The sequence below is a fragment of the Actinoallomurus sp. NPDC052308 genome (genome assembly GCF_040679195.1).
GTDB classification, from domain to species: Bacteria; Actinomycetota; Actinomycetes; order Streptosporangiales; family Streptosporangiaceae; genus Actinoallomurus; species Actinoallomurus liliacearum.
Genome location: NZ_JBFAUM010000002.1, coordinates 303,418 through 322,227 on the forward strand (window position 1 = coordinate 303,418; position 18,810 = coordinate 322,227).

The 18,810-nt window shown below is 72.0% G+C and carries 14 protein-coding genes; 3 read left to right on the forward strand and 11 right to left on the reverse strand.

The window, feature by feature from the left end; translation table 11 throughout:
- Positions 1–20 precede the first annotated feature (20 nt).
- The 7 genes from AB0L00_RS07460 to ychF form a co-directional block, all read right to left on the reverse strand.
- Positions 21–644 (reverse strand): hypothetical protein, encoded by a 624-nt coding sequence (locus tag AB0L00_RS07460; RefSeq protein ID WP_364429730.1) that lies wholly within the window; start codon positions 642–644, stop codon positions 21–23.
- Positions 645–651: 7 nt separating this feature from the next.
- Entirely contained in the window at positions 652–2,931 is a 2,280-nt protein-coding gene (locus tag AB0L00_RS07465) for a type IV secretion system protein (protein ID WP_364429733.1), read from the reverse strand.
- An 89-nt stretch (positions 2,932–3,020) separates the two neighbouring features.
- Entirely contained in the window at positions 3,021–5,558 is a 2,538-nt protein-coding gene (locus AB0L00_RS07470; protein ID WP_364429735.1) for an ATP-binding protein, read from the reverse strand.
- 56 nt (positions 5,559–5,614) lie between these two features.
- Positions 5,615–9,010 (reverse strand): TcpE family conjugal transfer membrane protein, encoded by a 3,396-nt coding sequence (locus AB0L00_RS07475; protein WP_364429738.1) that lies wholly within the window; start codon positions 9,008–9,010, stop codon positions 5,615–5,617.
- Between the two features lie 61 nt (positions 9,011–9,071).
- The gene (locus AB0L00_RS07480; RefSeq protein ID WP_345355914.1) at positions 9,072–9,335 is read right to left on the reverse strand and encodes a hypothetical protein; all 264 of its coding nucleotides are present in this window, start codon (positions 9,333–9,335) and stop codon (positions 9,072–9,074) included.
- An 82-nt stretch (positions 9,336–9,417) separates the two neighbouring features.
- Positions 9,418–10,428, reverse strand: coding sequence for a conjugal transfer protein (locus AB0L00_RS07485; RefSeq protein WP_364429740.1), 1,011 nt, complete (start codon positions 10,426–10,428; stop codon positions 9,418–9,420).
- Positions 10,429–10,625: 197 nt separating this feature from the next.
- Complete coding sequence (gene ychF / locus AB0L00_RS07490) at positions 10,626–11,705, reverse strand: redox-regulated ATPase YchF (RefSeq protein WP_364429743.1); 1,080 nt, start codon at positions 11,703–11,705, stop codon at positions 10,626–10,628.
- A gap of 251 nt (positions 11,706–11,956) precedes the next feature.
- Here ychF and AB0L00_RS07495 point away from each other — a divergent pair, with 251 nt between their 5' ends.
- The gene (locus AB0L00_RS07495; RefSeq protein WP_364429746.1) at positions 11,957–13,171 is read left to right on the forward strand and encodes a DNA recombination protein RmuC; all 1,215 of its coding nucleotides are present in this window, start codon (positions 11,957–11,959) and stop codon (positions 13,169–13,171) included.
- A gap of 179 nt (positions 13,172–13,350) precedes the next feature.
- Positions 13,351–13,875, forward strand: a complete 525-nt coding sequence (locus AB0L00_RS07500) for a DUF6542 domain-containing protein (protein WP_364429748.1) — start codon at positions 13,351–13,353, stop codon at positions 13,873–13,875.
- A 7-nt stretch (positions 13,876–13,882) separates the two neighbouring features.
- Here the strand turns inward: AB0L00_RS07500 and AB0L00_RS07505 are convergent, their stop codons facing one another.
- Positions 13,883–14,830 (reverse strand): 4-hydroxy-3-methylbut-2-enyl diphosphate reductase, encoded by a 948-nt coding sequence (locus tag AB0L00_RS07505; RefSeq protein WP_345354349.1) that lies wholly within the window; start codon positions 14,828–14,830, stop codon positions 13,883–13,885.
- 179 nt (positions 14,831–15,009) lie between these two features.
- Here AB0L00_RS07505 and AB0L00_RS07510 point away from each other — a divergent pair, with 179 nt between their 5' ends.
- Positions 15,010–16,002 carry a hypothetical protein gene (locus AB0L00_RS07510; RefSeq protein WP_364429751.1) on the forward strand — a complete coding sequence of 331 codons (993 nt, stop codon included), beginning with the start codon at positions 15,010–15,012 and terminating at the stop codon, positions 16,000–16,002.
- A gap of 153 nt (positions 16,003–16,155) precedes the next feature.
- Here AB0L00_RS07510 and AB0L00_RS07515 read toward each other — a convergent pair whose 3' ends face one another.
- From AB0L00_RS07515 to AB0L00_RS07525, 3 genes are all read right to left on the reverse strand, one after another.
- The gene (locus AB0L00_RS07515) at positions 16,156–17,325 is read right to left on the reverse strand and encodes an MFS transporter (protein WP_364429753.1); all 1,170 of its coding nucleotides are present in this window, start codon (positions 17,323–17,325) and stop codon (positions 16,156–16,158) included.
- A gap of 77 nt (positions 17,326–17,402) precedes the next feature.
- On the reverse strand, positions 17,403–17,825 hold the full coding sequence (locus tag AB0L00_RS07520) for a MarR family transcriptional regulator (RefSeq protein ID WP_364429756.1): 423 nt from the start codon (positions 17,823–17,825) through the stop codon (positions 17,403–17,405).
- A 148-nt stretch (positions 17,826–17,973) separates the two neighbouring features.
- On the reverse strand, positions 17,974–18,699 hold the full coding sequence (locus tag AB0L00_RS07525) for a helix-turn-helix transcriptional regulator (protein WP_364429758.1): 726 nt from the start codon (positions 18,697–18,699) through the stop codon (positions 17,974–17,976).
- Between the last annotated feature and the right edge of the window lie 111 nt (positions 18,700–18,810).

Genomic DNA, 18,810 nt, shown 5'->3' on the forward strand with positions numbered 1-18,810 from the left:
GAAGCCTCATCTCTTTCCTTTCACTTGTCACCTACGTTGGCCTGGGCGAACGCGTAGACGACCCAGCCTCCACCGGACCTCGTCACCGTGACGGCGTACTGCTGGCTGGTGTCGCTGGAAGCTCCTCCCTTGTTGATGTGCTGGGTTCCGGTGACGAGGAAGATGAACTGGTCCTTCTCCATGTCGCGGAGCGAGTCCAGATGCGCGTCGGAGGTCGAGACCTCCCTGTCCTGCTTCCGCTGGTCCAGCAGACCCGGCGCCGACGAGTCGCGCTGCAACTGCGCCGTGACATCGGCGGCCACCAGGCCCTGCATCCGCCCGAGATAGGCGCTGGGCTGCTCGTCGTAGCGGTAGGTGCCGTAGGCGATGGTGAAACGACGGGCGACGTCCGCCGCGGCGCTGAAGTCCTTCTGCGTGAACGGCAGCAGCGAGTAGATGTCGTACGTGCCCCCGCTCGGCGGCGGACCCGTCAGTCCAGGCGCGGTGAAGGACGGCACGGACGGCGACGGAGCGGAGGTCGATCCCCGAGCCGAACTCTTGTGCCGGCCGCTTCCATTGCCGATGGTCAAGATCAACCCTGCTGCGGCGAGGAGCACCACCAACGCGGCGAACAGGATCTTGCGCTGGCGATCGGTCAGGTCCATCGGCTCCTCATCGCTCGTCGCCGTCCTCGCGCTTCACCGGACGCAGCCAGAACGGCATGGACGGACCGTCCTCGCGCGACCTGCCCGACCACAGCGGCGGCGGCGCCTTGCCCTCCGGGCTGCTGTCATCGCGCCCCCCGGACGTCGAGGCGGGGCCGGGCCTCGCTCCCAAGGACCCTCCACGCGCCGGAGGGCTCTTCTTCGCGCCGCCCGAAGCGGATGGCGGAGCCGTACGGCCGCCCGATCCACCACCGAACCAGCCCCGGCGACCGCCGCCGTTGGAGGCGCCGCTCTGCTCACCACCGCCGCCGGACCGGCTGCGGCCTCCGTTCTCGCCGCCACCTGCCGGTCGCCGCGGTGGCGTGCGGGTGCCGGAACCCTGCCCCGCGCCGGTCTTCCCGGCGGCACCCCAGCTGGCGCCGGTGGGCGCGGCAGGCGGACGCGCACCGCCGCCGGCGGCACTCGGTCGGCGTTCCTCGCCGGACGGGGAGTCGGCCGGCGGCCGAGGAGCCGGCGGGCGGGCTGCTCCGCCCGATCCGGACGGGCGTGGGCTCCAGAGCCCACCGCCGTTCGTCCTCGGGGTGGGCGCCGCGGCCTGCGCGCGCGGCGACAGGTTCAGCGGCGGAGCACTGCCCCGCGTCGCCCCGGCGGCCTTCGCGGCGAGCTGTGCGGCGCGTCCGCGCCGGTCGGCGGCGCCGACCACCTCACGGCCGGCCGTGTCGAAGTCGGCTCCGTCGTCGCTCCTGAGGGCCGGGGCGCCGGCCAGAGTGCCGGAGTCACGCTTGCCCCAGCGACCGAGCCGGTAGCCCGCGGCGCCGGGGACGGCCGCGGTCGCGATCGCGGTGGTCCGCTTCCGCGTCTCCCGGATCGCCTCCTCGACCTGCTGCTCCCCCTTGCGGGAGCCGACGGCGGAGTAGCCGACCGCGGCGAACAAGTGCTGGAACGGCTTCCGGTAGACGAAGGCCGCCAGGGTGACGAGAGAGATCAGCAGGATCTGCAGGCCCCACGGCAGGCTCTCGGCCATGACCAGGCCGTAGCACCACAGCAGGAGGGCCAGCACGCCGATCAAGGCCGCCTGCTTCAGCAGGGTCGACAGGAGGAGTTCGAACCAGCGCACCGCGATGACCCGGCCGATGCCCGGATGGATGCCGATGCCCAGGAAGATCGGCCCCGCGACGAGAAGCAGCAGGAACGAGATCTTCAAGATGATCAGCATGACCGAGACGACCAGCACCAGCAGTCCGGCGACCAGGGCCGCGAGCAACGCTCCGAACCCCACTGCCAGACGCGACGTCCAGTCCTTCCCCTGGAAGAGGGAGTACGCGCCGGGGAAGTTGTCCTTGATGTTCTTGGTCACGCCCTTGTAGGCGTCGGCCTTCTTCCCGAGATCTGGTTTCTGTCCGTTGGCGCTCTCGGAGAGATCGACCGCTTGGGAAGCCAGGAGCGTGCCCGCGTTGTCCTGGACGATCTTCGCCTTCGGGTCGTCGGTCCCGAACTCGCCCATCAGCCAGGGTTTGCAGACGAGCGTCACCCACAGGCCGTTGGCGTTGCGGGTGACCGCGTCGTTCGTCGCCGGCTGCGGCGGCTTCCCCTTCTGCGGAATGCACGTCGTGGTGTCGGCGTCGCTCTGCGGAAGAGCGGCGTTGAAAGCCGCGGTCGCCCCGTTGGAGACCTTCGTTCCCAATGTTGTGAAGTCGCCGGGTCTGCCGATCAGCCAGATCAGTGCGACCATCGCCAGCACCATCCAGATGGTGCCTTCCGCCACCCGGCTGGCGCGCCGCCGGATCAGTCCCCACCAGGCCAGCCACAGGGCACCGAGGATGACCACCCACGACCAGTACTTGGCGCCGAAGGTGTTCCCCATGCTCCGGATCACGCCGTCGACCGTCTTCTTCAGCCACCCGAGGAGGGACTCGGACGCCGCCGCCTGGTAGATGGTGATGGTCGTCCGGTCGATCGCCTGCGCGAAGACGAAGACGGTGTTCGCGATGTTGTTACCGATCATCGCGGGCATGTCGGAACAGCCCATGTCCACCGCGTGCCACGACTGACCGCGCGTCCCGTACCGGTCGTAGTACGTGAGCTGCTCCGGTGTGTCCTTCGCCGTCTTCTGCAGCTGCTCGCTGGGATAGTTCGGCGGCTTCACCATGCCGTCGATACCCGAGCCGTACTGCTCCGGCGCCGGGTGATCGGCGGGCGCGCAGGCGTCATTCGGGTTCGAGCCCGGCGCCGTCGGAATGGGATCGGCGCTTGCGAAGCCCAAGGGGCTCAGGACAAGCAGCGCCATGAGCGTAAGAATGAGAAGCGACCGGCGCTTAGCCCGTGGTCTGCCCTTCGCCGGTTGTCGTCGTCGGCGGTGGCGGACGCCTGACACCCTCATCGGGGGACCTCCTGGGTGACCTCTGTGGCGGGGTCGCGGGGGGCGGTGGAGGGACGGGATGGTCGCTCGTTCCCACTATGCGGGTCCGATGCTTTGTCCGCACTGATTTCGTCGGGCTTGGAGCGTGTCGGGTTGGTGTCGAGCCAGCGGAGGAGCTCCTCGGAGACGAGGTCCACACCGATCCGGCCGGCGCGGCCGTCGAGGTCGCGGAAGATGCACTCGCCGTTGCCGAGGTTGCGCAGCACGGCGCGGTGCTCGTCGGAGTTCTCGACGCCGATGAGGGCCATCACGTTGCCGACCTCGTTGCGCTCGGTCGAGCGGAACGAGTAGACGGACGAGAGGCAGTTCGTGACCTGCTCGTTGAGGAGGTCGCCGGCGTTCTGGGAGACGAGGATCAGGGCGGTGTTCCGGGAGCGGCCCATCCGGGAGACCTCCGGGATGAGCTTGGCACCCTCGGGCGTCTGCGTGATCGCCCAGGCCTCGTCGAGGAAGATCGCCTTGGGCAGGTGGCGGTCGAGGCCGTGCATCAGCCGACGGGCGAACTGCGACACGAGGTACATCAGGGCGACGGAGAGCCGCTGCTCGTACGAGTAGTCCTCACGGTTGATCGCCACGTCCGGCAGGGTCAGACCGCCGAGCGTGAAGACCGTCGTCCAGCCGGCGGTGTCGATCCGCTCGCCGCCGGACGGGTCGAAGCACAGGCGGGCGAGCCGCATCTCCGACATCGAGCGCAGCACGGCGCCGAGGTTCTTCGACGCCGGGTCATCGGAGGCGTCCAGGTAGTCGACGACCTTGCCGAGGGAGGGCTGCGGCTGGTTGGCGACCGCGCCGACCGCCTGGATCATGGCGGACTCGCGCTCCTCGGACATGCGGGGCAGCAGCAGGCGCAACGTCTCCGTGGCCATGGTCTTCTTGGCCGCGAGGTCGTCGCCGAAGCTGAACGGGTCGAGGAGGCCGGGAGCCGCGGAGCCCAGCGGCAGGACGCGGGCGCGGCGCCCGCGCCGGCGCAGCAGCTCGACCAGGGACTCCGCGTCGCCCTTGGGGTCGATGGCGGCAATTGTGACCCCGCGCAGCGCCATCTGGTACAGCAGCAGCAGCGCCAGAGTCGTCTTGCCGCCGCCGGGCTCACCGGTGATCGCGACCGCGGTGGGGCGGTTGCGCGCGGCGGCGACGAGCGGGTCGAAGTGCACGATGGACCGGGCACGGCCGAGCGTCTCCCCGATGTACGGCCCGACCCAGCCGGCGGACGTGTCGTCCCGCCGGTCGCCGAGGTCGACGGTCGCGGTGGGCATGCCGCCGGCGATCGTCCTCAGCGGCTGCCGCTGGGCGTACGCGTTGACGCGGATCCGGTCGCCGGGCAGGGACTCGCAGAACAGCGAGAACTGGTCGCCGGTCGAGCAGACGATGTCGATGCCGAGGTCGCGGTAGTGCTCGACGACCGCGTCGACGCGCTGCTGCAGGAGGTCCTCGGTCGGCGCGGAGACGATGAGCCGGTGCCAGCCGTACACGAACGGCAACCGCTCCTTGGTGATGCCGTGCTCGAGCATGCGGGCGGCGTCGATCTGCTCGGCCAGCGCGATGGGCGCCTCGGCTCCGGCCTCGCGGATGTGCTGGTCCATGTCGCGGGCGTGCGCGAGCTTCCGGGAGACGTCCTTGGACGCCTTGGCCGGTGGGACGAGCTTCATCCGCGCCGACACCTCCACCGGGAAGGGCAGGGCGTCGGCGAAGTGCATCCACGGCTCGCCGTCCGGGAACGGCATCAGATCCGGGAAGCGGGCGAACGACAGGTACGCGACGTACGACGAGCCGTCCGGCTGCTCCATCCGGAGGTTCGACCGGCCGTTGACGATCGTGCCCTCGACGAGACTCTCGATCTCGCCGGCGCCCCAGGTGCGGCGCGGGGTGGCCGAGGGCGGCGGATCGGTCAGGGCGCCGCTGGCCGCGTGCTGGAACAACCAGGCGATCTCCGTGGACGACGCGTGCCGGGCGTACAGGGCGCTGCCTCCGAGGGAGCGGCCGAGCCGCTCGGACTGCTCGGTCCAGCGGGCGATCTCCTTCACCGGGATCGCCTCGTCGTGCAGCCCGAGGACCTCCTCGCTGCGCTTGTACAGGCCGAAGAGCTGCTTGAAGGCGCCTCCGGAGAGCTGGGCTCCAACTCCGCGCTGGCCGAGGCGCACGCCGAGGTAGACCTCCTTGGTCCAGAAGTCCTTGGACCAGACGTGGGCGTACATCTCCTCGAGGTACTCACGCCAGCCCTGGCCCCCGTCCGAGGTCTCGTCGAGGGCGAGCGCCCACTCGGCGGCCGGATACGTACGGTGCACGATCCGCAGGTGGATCTCGGCGTCCTGCATGCGGATGCCGGCGAGCGCGATGGTGATGTTGGTGGCGAGCGCCTCGCGCTCTTCGTTCGTCGTGAACTCGTACGAGACGGTCGGCAGCCGGAAGTACGCCCAGGCGGCGTTGTCGGTGAGGAGGATCCGATCGTCGAAATACCGTACGGCCAGCCGGCTGCGGGCCTTGGACGCCCTGCTCATCGGTTACTCCTCGTCCTTACTGAACACTTGGTCACGCGCTGTCGGACGCCGTCCGCTCATCGGGAGACCTCCTGCTGGGGGTAGCGTCCCGGCGTCTGGACGAGACCGCCCGCCACGACGCCGCCGAGCGCGATGTACGCCTTGCGGGTCGGGGCCCGCAGCGAGCGCAGCTCGTTGCGGGGAGCGCGGTCGAGGCTGAGGTGGTCGTCCCAGGGGATGCGCACGAGCGCGCGGCAGCGGCCCCTGGCGACCGACTCGGCCTGCTCGACGTCGTCCATGCTGCGGCGGCTCACCCCGTTGATCACGGTGACGGCCCGGGACCGCAGATCCTCATATCCGTGGCCGTCGAGCCACTCGAAGGTCATGGCCACCGCCCGCGGCGCGTCGGAACTGGCCGGTGCGACCAGCACGATCTGGTCGGCGTACGGCAGCACCCGCGCGACCACGGCCGCCGCGGCGTCCAGCAGCGTGATCGAGTAGAACCGGTCGAGGGTCCGCATCGCGAGGGCGTAGTCGCGGTCGTCCAGTGCCTGAACAGGGTTCTTGCCGGCCGCCACCACCTCCAGCCCGGACTTGGAGATGGAGGTGTACCGGCGCATCATCTGGTAGCCGGTGACCTGCTCGGCGTGGGCGATCAGCGAGGTGAGCGTCTCCCGGGTCTCGGTCCGGGTGCGCCGCGCCATGGCGCCGGGGCCGGGGTTCACGTCGACCGCGACGATCCGGTCACCGCGGTGCTGGGCGAAGGTGTGCCCGAGCATGAGGGCGGTCACCGTCTGCCCGGCGCCGCCGGTGCAGCCGAGCACGACGACGCGCCGGGCGCCCGCGAAGGCGGTCCGTACGCGCTGTTCGTAGTCGCCGTCACCGTTGCCGCCGCCCGAGAAGATGCGCCTGCGGCCGCGACCGTCGTCGCCGCGTCCCTCGTCCTCGTGAGCCGCCTGCGGCATCGGTCCGGGACGAACGGGCGAGGCGGGACCGGACCGAACGGCGCGCGCCGGCGACTCCGGCGGCGCACCGGCCGCCGCCTCCGGCCGACCCTGCCAGGGCTGCTGCCCCGTACCCTGCCGGGACGGAGCCGACGGACGGGCCGGCCGGGCCGCCGGAACCTGCGCGGGCCTCGTCGGCTGCGTCCGAGGGGGCTGCGCCGGTGATTGCGCCGGCGGCTGGGCAGGGGCCTGCGGTGGTGAGGTGCGCGACGACGGGTGTCCGGCGGCCGGGGCACGCGGGGGTGCGGGCGGCGCCGCCGGCAGCGGAGGGGTGGGTGGCGTCACCGGACGGCCGGGTGCCGGTGGCGTCCAGTTCGGCGCCGGTGACCCGGCGTCCCGGGCGGCCGGCCGCGCCTCGCGGGACGGCGTGGCCTCATCGCCGTGCGAACGGCCTCGTACGGGGGTGGCGGGCCGGGCCGGGCGACCTGAGGCGGTGTCACGCGGCGGGGCGGCACCGGCGTCCGGTCGCGAGGCCGAGGGGCGCCGCGACGGGGTCGGCCACACGATCTGGTCGGTGCGGGCCGCGGCGATGTCCTGCTCCTCGTCGGCCGGCGCCGCCGGACCGCGATCGGCCTCCCCGGCGTCGTCCGCCGCCGTACGCCGCTCGCTCGCCGCGCCGGAGGTCGCCCCCTCGTGCTTCGCCGCACCGGGGGCCGACGCCCCGTGCTCCGCGGCGGCGGGAGACGCCGGTGCCCCACGCTCGGCCGTGCCCGAAGCCGGCGTCTCGCGCCGCACCGCGCCCGGAGCCGGCGTCGTCTCGCGGTCCGCCGGGCCCGAGGCCGCCGGTGCACCACGCTCTGCCGTGCCGGGGGCCGGCCCCTCGAGCTCCGCCGCGCCCGAAGCGGCCGGGGCCTTGCGCTCCGCCGTGCCGTCCGCCGGCGGTCGGCCGGAGGAACGGACCGGATCGTCATTGCCGGTCGGCGGCTCGGCGAAGCGTGCGGCCGGGGAGTCATCGGCGGGTTTGGCGTGCCGCCCGTGCGGCAGCGGGATCACCGATGCGGAGCGCGATCCTTCGTCGGCCTGCCCCGAAACCGCCGGCCGGACCGGCGGGCCGCTGTCCGCGGGCTCGCCGGGACGGTCGGTGGCCGATGGCCGCGCGGCGGCCGGTCGAGCGGCCGGCGGCTGAGCGGCTCCAGGCGGGGCGGGCGTCGGGCCGCTCGGCGGCGTGGTGCTCCCTTCTCCGGGAGCGGACGCGGGCGAGGCGTCGGGGTGCGCGACGGGCCGAGCGGGAGCCGCGTGCCTGCCGACGGGGCCGGCGGGGCCTGCCGCGGCCGGCTTGGCCGGCTTAGCCGGAGCGTCCGAACGAGCGGGCGTCTCCGGACGGGGCGGGGCGGTCGGTCCGGTGGGCCTGGCCGCCTGCGGGTCCGCCGGCCGGCCGAGCGTGGGCGGGACCGGCCGGGGGTTCGCGGCGGGCGTCTCCGGCTCGTGGGAGATGTTGCGCGGTCGCGTCGGGCGACGCGGCGCGTCGAGGTCCCGATCCCGACCCCGCGCGGGGGTGGTGTCGGGTCGCTGCTCACCGGGTCGTCCGCGCTCGCCGGCGCGCCGATCCACGGTCTCTCCGTCCGCCGGCGCCGGACCGGCGGCGCGCGCGGCCGGGGTGGCGGGCGTTGGCGCGGTGGTCGGCGTGTCCGCGGTGGCTGGCGTGACCGGGGCCTCCGGCCTCGCCGGGAGGCCGGGCCTGGCGGGCGCGCCCGGTGTCGTCGAGGGGTCGGCGGACGCGGGGAAGCCGGGGACGGCCTGCGGCGCCGTCGGCTGCGGACGGCCGGGCCGTGCCGCGGCCGGCGGCGAGGCCGGCTCGGGGCGCACCGGCTGCGGTCGGGTCGGTTCCACGGCGGGCGGGGTGAGACGTCGTTCGCCGGGCGCGGCCGGCGGCACGACCGTGCTGCCGTCGTGCGGCGTCGGCTGCAGGCTCGGCGCCTGCGGACGCTGGGCGATGGCCGGCCGGCGGGGCGCGCCGGTGGGCGCCTGCCCGGCGCCGTTCCCGGTGTACTCCAGGACGGGCGGCGCGGCCGCGACCGGCGTCGCGGCCGGCTCGGGGGTGGGCGGGAGCTCGACGGACTGTTCCGCGGCCCGCGCGACGTGCAGCCGGTCGCCCGCGAGGCGGCCGCGCCGCCAGACCCGGCCGACGATGACGACCTCGCCGGGCTCCCGGATCGGCGTCAGGCGGGCCCACGTACGTGCCTCGGTGAGGTAACGGACCTGGGAGATCAGCAGCTCGGTGAGGCGTTTGCCCTCGATGACGGGACGGGTGGCCAGCCAGGTGAGCAGGCCGGGTGGGACGAGATAGACGACGTGCCAGGGCGCGTGGAACGGCACTCCGACGACCTGGAGCAGGATGATCCAGGGCAGGAAGACGCCGACGAACACACCGATCTGCACCAATGGCAGTGGCATCGGAAGCCGCAGGTCGTAGAGCTTGTAAAGCCGCTTCTCGATGCGCCAGATATTGGTGTACGTAGGCAGATCCACCCGGGCCCCACTCCCCTAATTGAGACCAGCCATGACTAGACCAGCATGACACCGGCTGTGTTCAGGACGTTTTGATTCCAAGGGCGGTCGCGATCGCCTTGGCCGTCGTCTCGATGATATTGGGGACGTAAAATATGACTCCAATGCCGATCGCGAGCAGGATGAACTGCACAAATCGCGTGATCTCCCGCGTGAAGAGGAAGAAGATCGCGACGATGGAGACAACGACCAGGAACAACGGCCCGAAGATGTCGCGCAGCCATTTGGCCAGATTGTCGGTGTCCAAGCCGTTGTTAGGCGCCGCCTCCACATGATGCGGCAGCATCGCCAGCATGTGTTGCATCATCGGGCTGGCCTTCCTTGGTCGGGGAGTGAATCGTAGCGTTCGGGACGGGTCGGCAGTGACCTCACGATCCCGCCGGAAGTGTAGAAGCCTGGATGTCCCTGACGAACCAATATCCGCCCTTCTTCACCATTGTGAGCTGGTAGGTCTGCTCTAGCGTGCCACCCGACGTCTTGGGCTGACCAGCGGGAATCTGCCACACGACCGTCGTGGTGACGGTCCGCGACGCGGCGTCGCCGCGCGGGGCGATGATCTCCTTGATCTGGCCGAAGGTGACGCTGGCGCCCAGCCCGGTGACGGGCGGGTCGGAGTACCGCTGGAGGGAGCCGGCGTCACTGGCCGCGTACGCCTTGAAGAAGTCGTTCAGCGGTTGCTGGATCTCGCTCTCCAGCGCGGAGTCGCGGTCCTGGGCGACCGCGGGGACCGACGCGGTCGCGGGCGGCGGGAGCATGGCGGGGCGACCGGTTATCGCCATCGCCCCGTCCTTCGCGTAGACCGGAACGGCCAACTGGAACAGCCGCCCGTTGGCCCGCGTGAGAAGGGTGACGACGCCGTGCTCGGCGTCGGTCGCGCGCACCGACGCCACGTACGCGGACTGCAGCACGGATTTCCCGGTGCCGTCCCAGCCGAGTTGCGGGTCGAGCCCTCCGGCGAGGAACGGGGCGAGCAGTTTCGGCCGGTCGGCGGCCGTCGCCTGGTCGTAATTCAGATAGACCCCGGCGAATGACAGGGCGTAGGCCGAAGCCGCCGCCTCCGGGAACTTCGGTTTGCTCGTATCGCTGGTCGTGGTCGGATTGGACCGGTCCGCGGTGAACCGGTCGAAGGGCGCGCGCACGCCGTTGACCAGCACGACGATGAGGAAGGCCCAGAGGACGACCCGCCCGACATAGATGAACCAGCGGCCGCCGGAACCGCCCCAGCCACGGCGGTCGCCACCACCTCCGCCGGAGCCGCCGCCGCGCTTGCCGCGGCGCCCCTTCTCGTCCGGAGAGTCCCAAGGGTCTGCGGGCGAGAATCCGCCCGGTGGGTAACCGGACGCACCGGCGTCTACAACGCCGGACGACCTGCGAGCCATCATGCCTCCGCTCGCGCCTACCCCCCGGATCGGCGCGCCGTGTATCCGTCTATCCGTCTGGTCGAGTTCGGTTTACCACCTTAACCACGGCGGTCAATTGTTCCAGTGTCGAGCGAGGATGCACAGTCCCGCCGCGCGGTTGTGGACAACTCGGTAGCCGGTGGAGCATTACCGGACAGCGAGGTTCGTCTCCCCTGCTAGACGTTGAAGCGGAACTCCACCACGTCGCCGTCCTGCATGACGTACTCTTTGCCCTCCATCCTGGCCTTTCCGGCCGCACGGGCGGCGGCGACCGAGCCCTCGGCCACCAGGTCCTCGTAGGACACGATCTCGGCCTTGATGAAGCCCTTCTGGAAGTCGGTGTGGATCACACCCGCGGCCTCCGGGGCGGAGGCGCCCTTGCGGATCGTCCAGGCGCGGGCCTCCTTGGGCCCGGCGGTGAGGAAGGTCTGCAGCCCCAGCGTGGCGAAGCCGACGCGGACCAGCTGCAGCAGACCGGGCTCCTCCTGCCCGGTGGACTGCAGGAGCTCCAGGGCCTCCTCGTCGGGCAGTTCGATCAGCTCGGACTCGATCTTGGCGTCGAGGAAGATCGCCTCGGCCGGGGCGACCAGCTCCTGCAGGCGGGCGCGCAGCGTCTCGTCGCCGAGCTCGTCCTCGTCCACGTTGAAGACGTACAGGAACGGCTTGGCGGTCAGCAGGTGCAGCTCGCGCAGCGGCGCCGGGTCGAGATCCGAGGCGTAGAGCGTCACGCCGTCGTTCAGCGTCTTCTGCGCCGCCCGGGCCGCCTCGACGACGGCGAGCTTGTCGCGGTCCTTGGTCGTCCGCGCCTCCTTCTCCAGACGCGGCAGGGCCTTCTCGAGCGTCTGAAGGTCGGCGAGGATCAGCTCGGTGTTGATGGTCTCGATGTCACGCGGCGGGGCGACGTCGCCGTCGACGTGCGTGACGTCCGAGTCCTCGAACACCCGGATGACCTGGCAGATCGCGTCGGTCTCCCGGATGTTCGCCAGGAACTGGTTGCCGAGCCCCTGCCCCTCGGACGCGCCCTTCACGATGCCGGCGATGTCGACGAACTGCATGGTCGCGTGCACGATCTTGGCCGAGTCGTACAGCTTGGCCAACTCGTCGAGGCGCGGGTCGGGCACCGCCACGATGCCGACATTCGGCTCGATCGTCGCGAACGGGTAGTTCGCCGCGAGAGCGGTGTTCTTGGTCAGCGCGTTGAAGAGGGTCGACTTGCCCACATTGGGCAGGCCGACGATTCCGATGGACAGGCTCACGGACGCAGAGTCTACGGGCCCGCCGGGACCGCCCGTACGGCCCGGATGCGCCGATGAACGGGCCGTACGCGCTGCCTCCCCGCCGGACCGCGCCGCCTCCCCGCCAGACCGCGCGACGCGAGCCGGCGACCGATCCGCGCGACGCCGGTGAGCGGGCCGTACGCGCCCCGTCGCCCCCGCCGAGCGGACGGGGTGACGGCTCGTCCGCGCGTCGGGCCGACATTCTCGTACTGCTTTGTCACGATGCGGACATGGACGTTCTGCTCGGCCTCGTGATCGGCCTGGTGGTGGGTACGGTGCTCGGGATCGCCTGGGCCCGGAGCCGGACCGCCGTGGTGACCGCGCGGGCCAAGGCGGCCGAGGAGAAGCTCGCCTACGTCGAGCAGGGACTGGCCGAGCGTTTCCAGTCGCTGTCGGCGCAGGCCCTGGACGCGAGCAACCAGCGCTTCCTCGAACTGGCCGGCACCCGGCTGGCGACCGCCAACGCCGAGGCGGCCGGAGAGCTGGACAAGCGCATCGCCCCGCTCAGGGACACGCTGAGCAAGGTGGAGGCGCAGCTGCGCGAGGTCGAGACCGGACGCCGCGAGTCGCACGCCATGCTGGCCAAGCAGGTGGAGTTCGTGCGGCAGAGCTCCGACCAGCTCCGCCAGGAGACCCAGACGCTCGTACGGGCGCTGCAGCGGCCGGAGGCGCGCGGGCGGTGGGGAGAGCTCCAGCTGCGCCGCGTGGTCGAGATCTCCGGCATGACCCGGCACTGCGACTTCGACGAGCAGGCCGTCGCCGGGAACGGGCTCCGGCCCGACCTGGTCGTACGGCTGGCGGGCGGCAAGAACATCGTCGTCGACTCGAAGGTCTCCCTGGCCGCGTACCTGGACGCCGCCGGCGCGGACGGGCCGGGGGTCTGGGAGGCCCGGCTGGACGCGCACGCCCGGCATCTCCGTGAGCATGTGGACCGGCTGTCGGCCAAGTCGTACTGGCAGTCCTTCAGCCCTGCGCCGGAGTTCGTGGTGCTGTTCGTGCCGGGCGAGGCGTTCCTGGCGCCGGCGCTGGACCGGGACCCCGGCCTGCTGGAGTACGCGATGCGGCGCCGGGTGCACATCGCCACACCCACGACGCTGATCAGCCTGCTGCGCACGGCGCACTACGCCTGGCAGCAGCAGGCGCTGTCGGAGAACGCCCGCGCGGTGTTCGAGCTGGGCCGGGACCTGTACGACCGGCTCGGGACGCTCGGCCGCCACGTCGACCAGCTCGGCAAGTCCCTCACCAACGCCGTCGTGGCCTACAACCGGACGATCGGGTCGCTGGAGAGCCGGGTCCTGGTGACCGCCCGCAGGCTGAACGAGCTGGGCGTGACCGACGCCGAGCTCGACGCCCCGACGCCGGTCGAGGAGCCCGCCCGCTCGCCGTCCGCGGCGGAGCTCGCGGACGACGCCGAGCGGGAGCGCCAGATCCGCCTGCTGCCCTGACGCCGTGTCGCGAGACGCGGCGTGCTCGGGCGGGCTACCGTGGAGCAAGGCACTGTCGACTCTGGGACGGGCTGGTGGCAACGGACACGCGCGGGGACCCTGAGACGGCCCCCGCTCCGAGCGGTCGGTCGAAGCGGCGTCCGGCCGCGTCTCCGGGACGGTCACGAGCACGTTCGGCGGTGACGCTGACCGGCCGGGGCGGCGCGGTCGTGGTGTTCTCGTGCACGCTGCTCGGCGCTCTCATCGGCGGGCTGTTCGGATTGCGGTCGGCGCAGGGCGTGCTGTTCGTCGCGGGGTGCCTGCTGGCGGTGTCGATGACCCGCCGCACGGACCTGCTCACGCTCGTGGTCAGCCCCCCGCTGCTGTTCTTCCTGGTGAGCCTGCTGTCGGCGGTCACCGGGTCGATCGGGGAGAAGTCCCTCCTGGTGAGCGTCGCCGTCACCCTGGCGGCCAAGCTCACCTCGAGCGTGCCATGGCTGTTCCTCGGCGCGGTGCTCGTCGTGCTGATCGCGGTGCCCCGTGGCCTGCCCGCCAACCTGCGGGAGCTGCGCGCCCGGGTCGCGGCCGACAACCCGTTCCGCGGGCGCACCGCTCTGGGCACCCGCAGGCGCGGCCGGACCGACGAGGACGACGATCCGGTCCGGTGGGACGAGGGCGGCCCTGGACGGCTCCCGGCCGCCAAGGCCCCCTCCCCGGAGGACTGAGGCCGGGCTACGCCGACCGCAGGTCGCGGCGGAGTTCGTGCGGGAGCGCGAAGACCATCCGCTCGCGTACCGACTCGACCTCTTCCACCGTGTCGAAGCCGAACTCGGCGAGGCGGGCGAGCACGCCCTCGATCAGCTCCTCCGGCACCGACGCGCCGCTGGTGAGGCCGACCGTGTCGACGCCCTCGAGCCAGGCGGGGTCGATCTGCTCGGCGTAGTCGACGAGGTACGAGGCCTGGGCGCCGTGGTCCTTGGCCACCTCGACGAGGCGCTTGGAGTTCGAGGAGTTCTGCGAGCCGACCACGATCACGAGCTGCGACTCGGCGGCGATCTCCTTCACCGCCACCTGGCGGTTCTGGGTGGCGTAGCAGATGTCGTCCGACGGCGGGTCGACGAGCTTGGGGAACCGCGCGCGGAGGGCCTCGACCGTCGCGTTGGTCTCGTCGACCGACAGCGTGGTCTGGGAGAGCCAGACGACCTTCTCCGGGTCGCGTACCTGGAGCTTGGCGACGTCGTCGGGACCGTCGACGAGCTGGATGTGCTCCGGGGCCTCGCCGCTCGTGCCGATGACCTCCTCGTGGCCTTCGTGGCCGATCAGGAGGATGTCGTAGTCGTCGGTCGCGAAGCGCCGGGCCTCCTTGTGGACCTTGGTGACCAGCGGGCAGGTGGCGTCGATCGTACGGAGGCTCCGCCCGGCGGCCTCGTCGTGGACGACCGGGGCGACCCCGTGCGCGGAGAACACGACGATCGCGCCCTCCGGCACCTCCTCGGTCTCCTCGACGAAGACCGCGCCTCGTTCTTCGAGGGTCTTCACCACGTGGACGTTGTGCACGATCTGCTTGCGGACGTAGATGGGCGCGCCGTACCGCTCGAGCGCCAGCTCCACCGTCTGCACGGCGCGATCCACACCCGCGCAGTAGCCGCGCGGCTTGGCCAGAAGAACCCGACGAGTCATGTGTCCCATGGTAGGTGTGATCGGGGGGCACCGGTTTCGGGCGCAGAAAAACCCGGCCACGGCGCGTGAACGGTGCTGCACCGTAGGGCAGAGTGGTGGATAACAGATTCGTCATACCGACCAGTCCGCGCCCGCGAGGCCAGTCCGCGCCCGCGAGGCTGGAGGGAGCTGAAACAACGATGACACCATCGCCGCGCCGCCTTAAGGACCAAGTCCGGGAGACCGTCAGCGAGCTCCCCATCCATGCCGCACGGCTCGCCGTGATGGGCGTCGGCCAGGCTCTCCTGCTCACCGACCGGGTCCGCAAGGACTACAAGGAGGCCCGGGAGTCGGGTCTGACGCCGGTGCTCGGCCGACTGATCGACGACGCGGAGGACCTGACCGGCCGGCTCGTGGGCAAGGTCACCAGCCGGGTCGCCCCCGACGGGCGTACGGGTGCCGAGGAGGGCGCGGCGCCCTCGCAGAAGGGTCCGGAGATCGCCGTCGGAAAGCCGGCGGCCGCCGCGGGCCGTACGCGACCGGCGACGGCGCGCCCGAAGCCGCCCTCCCGTTCCACGGCCGCCTCGGGCAAGGGCCGGCCCGCCGCTCCGTCCCGGGCGAAGGGCGCCACGCCCGGCGCGCGGCCGGGCGCGGCCGCGCGCCGGGCCGGGGCGGCGGAGCCGAAACCCGCGAAGCCGGGGGCCGGACCGACCGGGGATACCGGGGCCACCGGACCGGCCGGGCCGTCCGAGGCCGCCGCGGCGGCGACGGCGGAACCCGCCTCGTCGGCCGCCGCCGAGCGCACCCGGCCGGCGGCCAAGAGGACGCCGCAGGCCAAGGCCGCTCCGGCGAAGGCTCCCGCGTCGTCCACGGCTCCGGCCAAGGAGCGGAAGACCCCTCCGGCCAAGGCCACACCCGCCACCCGCGCCCCGGAGCAGGCGCCCCCCACGCGGACCACGGCTTCAGGGGCGACCGCGAGCGCGCCGAGCGCCGAAGCGGGGACGACGGCCGGCCGGGACCTGCCCGTCGCCGACTACGACCACGCGACCATCGCCTCCGTACGGGCCCGGCTGCGCAACCTGAACGCGCGCCAGGTCAACGAACTGCGCGACTACGAACGGGCGCACGCCGCGCGCGCCGAGTTCCTTCGCATGTACGAGAACCGCATCGCCAAGCTCCGCGGCCAGGCCTGACCCGCGCCGCGACACGGAGGCGAACAGGAACAGGTTCGGGGCGAGGAGCGCTCCGGGACCTGGAGCGAGGACGACGACGGCCGTGGCCGGGGCAACCCGGCCACGGCCGTTCCGTTCCGGACCCGCGTACGGAGCGCGGGCGGGTCTGCGTGGTCAGTGCCGCGCGAGCGTGGGAGCGTCCTGGAAGGTGTGGTCGATGTCCACCCGCTCCAGTGACCGGAGATGCCGTCGGCGCGTGTACAGCACCGCCATGCCGATGAGGCAGCAGAGGGCGCCGGCGCAGTACGGCAGGCTCGGGTCGACGCCCTCACCCAGCTTGCTGGCGATGTACGGCGCGACGGCGCCGCCGAGCCAGCGGACGAAGTTGTAACCGGCGGAGGCCACCGGGCGCGGCGCGTCGGAGACCTCCATGGCGGCCTCGGTGAAGACCGTGTTGTTGATGCCGATCGGAACGCCGGTGAGGATGACGAAGACGATGATCCCGGTGTGCCCGGACAGGGCGATCGCGACCTGCAGGACGAGCAGCACGGTGAGCGCGAGGTGGAGGACCCGGACCGAGCCCAGCCTGCGCTGCAGCACGGGGGCGACGAACACCGAGCACAGGGCCAGCAGCACGCCCCAGGCGAAGAAGACCAGGCCGATGCCGTGCGCGTCCATGTGCAGGACGAACGGAGTGAAGGCGAGGATCGTGAAGAACGCGTAGTTGTAGAACAGCGCCGTGAACGCCGTCGTGGACAGGCCGCCGTGGCCGAGCGCCCGGATCGGGTCGGACAGGCGGGTCTTCTTCACCGGCCTGGCGGTCTGCCGGAGCAGCGTGGCGATCAGGACGAAGCCGATCGCCATCAGCGCCGCGGTGCCGAAGAACGGATACCTCCAGTGCCACCCGCCGAGCACCGCGCCGAGCAGAGGGCCGGTCGAGATGCCGAGGCCGAGCGCGGCCTCGTACAGGATGATCGCCGATTCGGCGCCGCCGCTGGCCGCGCCGACGATGACGGCGAGGGCGGTGGCGACGAACATCGCGTTGCCGAGGCCCCAGCCGGCCCGGAAGCCGACGAGTTCGCCCACCGAGCCGGACGTGCCGGACAGCGCCGCGAAGACGACGACCAGCGTCAGGCCGATGAGAAGGGTCTTCTTGCCGCCGATGCGGCTGGAGACGAACCCGGTGACGAGCATGGCCACCGCGGTGATCAGGAAGTAACTCGTGAACAGCAGGGAGACCTGGCTCTGCGTCGCGTCGAGCCCCTTCGCGATCGCCGGGAGGATGGGATCGACCAGGCCGATGCCCATGAACGCCACGACGGCGGCGAATGCGGTCGCCCACACGGACAGCGGCTGACGGAGGAGTCCTCCTGTCTTAGGGGAGTCGGGGGTTGTAGCGCCCATCGAGGTGAAAGCCCTCCTCAGGAGTCGGCGAAGAGCTTGGCCAACGCGGGCAGGGCGGCCTCGATGGTCCCCCGCTCGTCCTCGCTCAGCGCCATCAGTCGTTCGGTGAGGTGGTCGATGCGCCGTTCCCTGGCCCGCAGCAGCCGCTCCGCGCCCCCGGGCGTGAGCTCGACGGTGACCACGCGCGCGTCGTCGGCGTACCGGCCGCGGACGGCCAGGCCGTCCCGCAGCAGACGCCCGATCTGCCGGGTCATCGTGGGGAGCCGGACGCCGTGCTCGGTGGCGAGGTCGGACATCCGCCGGGGGCCGGCCTCCAGCGAGCCGAGGACGGCCATCTGCTGGGTCGTGATCGGCTGCCCGAGGCTCACCCGTCGCAGCACGAGCACGAGGTCACGGAGCCCACGGTTGATGTGCTCGGCGAGCGCCCGCGGGTCGGTCATCGCCCCTCCTCAATTACTTAGCCAGTCTAAGTTAGCTTGGCTAAGCATATGAACGTGCCGGCCCGCCCCGGACATTCCCGAGATGTGAGCGCGCCGATCCGTCAGGCCGAGGAGGCCACCGGAGCCGAGCCCGGAGTCACGCGATCCGTCACCCGACGGCGGTGGCGAGAGAGGGCAGGAGGGCCGGCAGCTCACGGAGTCCGCGATCCGTCACCCGGAGGTCGCGGGTGCCGGGCCGCGGCTCGACCAGCCCCCGCTCGACGAAGGCGTCGAGGACCTCCTTGCCCAGCGCGCCGCCGAGGTGCGGCAGCCGCCGGGTCCGGTCCAGGCAGGCCGTCGCCAGTTTGCGGCGCCCGCCCCGTACGGCGTCCGGATCGACGCCGAGCTCGACGAACGCGGACCGGTCCGGCCCCAGGGCGAGCTCGGCGGTGCGCCCGTCGGGCGGCACGAGGGCTCCCCTCTCGACCAGCGCCGCGAACACCGCCACGCCGAGCCGGCCCGCCGCGTGGTCGTAGCAGGTACGGGCGAGGCCGTGCGCGTCCGCCCGACGGCGCGGGCGGGCGCCGGCGGCTCCGCCGTCGGCGAAGCGGGACAGGGCGGCCAGGACCTCACCGATCCCCACCTCGGCCACTCGGTAGGTCGCGTGCCGGCCGGAGTGTTCGACGGCGACGAGCCCGGCGGCGCGCAGCCGCGCCAGATGGTTGCCGAGCCGAGGCGCCGACACCTCGAGCGCGTCGGCGAGCTGGCTCATGGTGTGCGGCCCCTCGGCCGCGAGGACCTGCAGCACGGTGAGGCGGATCGGGTCGGCCAGCTCTCGCGCGAGCGAGGTCACCGAGGCGAGGACGGGGTCCTCGGGATCCAGCCATCCGCCCATGGGACACCTCCCGCTCGACCACATCCACTTTACACCGAATCGTGAATCGTGCTTGAACGAGGTGATCCGCGGGCACTACCGTCACGATTAATGAATCCGTGAAAGGTGGTT

What these genes read in the sequence shown, in the direction of transcription:
- AB0L00_RS07495 (WP_364429746.1), top strand. Translation starts at nt 11,957, where the DNA reads ATGGACGTTCTGCTCGGCCTCGTGATCGGCCTGGTGGTGGGTACGGTG.
- AB0L00_RS07520 (WP_364429756.1), bottom strand. Translation starts at nt 17,825, where the DNA reads ATGACCGACCCGCGGGCGCTCGCCGAGCACATCAACCGTGGGCTCCGT.
- AB0L00_RS07480 (WP_345355914.1), bottom strand. Translation starts at nt 9,335, where the DNA reads ATGCTGCCGCATCATGTGGAGGCGGCGCCTAACAACGGCTTGGACACC.
- AB0L00_RS07470 (WP_364429735.1), bottom strand. Translation starts at nt 5,558, where the DNA reads ATGAGCAGGGCGTCCAAGGCCCGCAGCCGGCTGGCCGTACGGTATTTC.
- AB0L00_RS07465 (WP_364429733.1), bottom strand. Translation starts at nt 2,931, where the DNA reads ATGGCGCTGCTTGTCCTGAGCCCCTTGGGCTTCGCAAGCGCCGATCCC.
- AB0L00_RS07460 (WP_364429730.1), bottom strand. Translation starts at nt 644, where the DNA reads ATGGACCTGACCGATCGCCAGCGCAAGATCCTGTTCGCCGCGTTGGTG.
- AB0L00_RS07525 (WP_364429758.1), bottom strand. Translation starts at nt 18,699, where the DNA reads ATGGGCGGATGGCTGGATCCCGAGGACCCCGTCCTCGCCTCGGTGACC.
- AB0L00_RS07485 (WP_364429740.1), bottom strand. Translation starts at nt 10,428, where the DNA reads ATGGCTCGCAGGTCGTCCGGCGTTGTAGACGCCGGTGCGTCCGGTTAC.
- AB0L00_RS07505 (WP_345354349.1), bottom strand. Translation starts at nt 14,830, where the DNA reads ATGACTCGTCGGGTTCTTCTGGCCAAGCCGCGCGGCTACTGCGCGGGT.
- AB0L00_RS07510 (WP_364429751.1), top strand. Translation starts at nt 15,010, where the DNA reads ATGACACCATCGCCGCGCCGCCTTAAGGACCAAGTCCGGGAGACCGTC.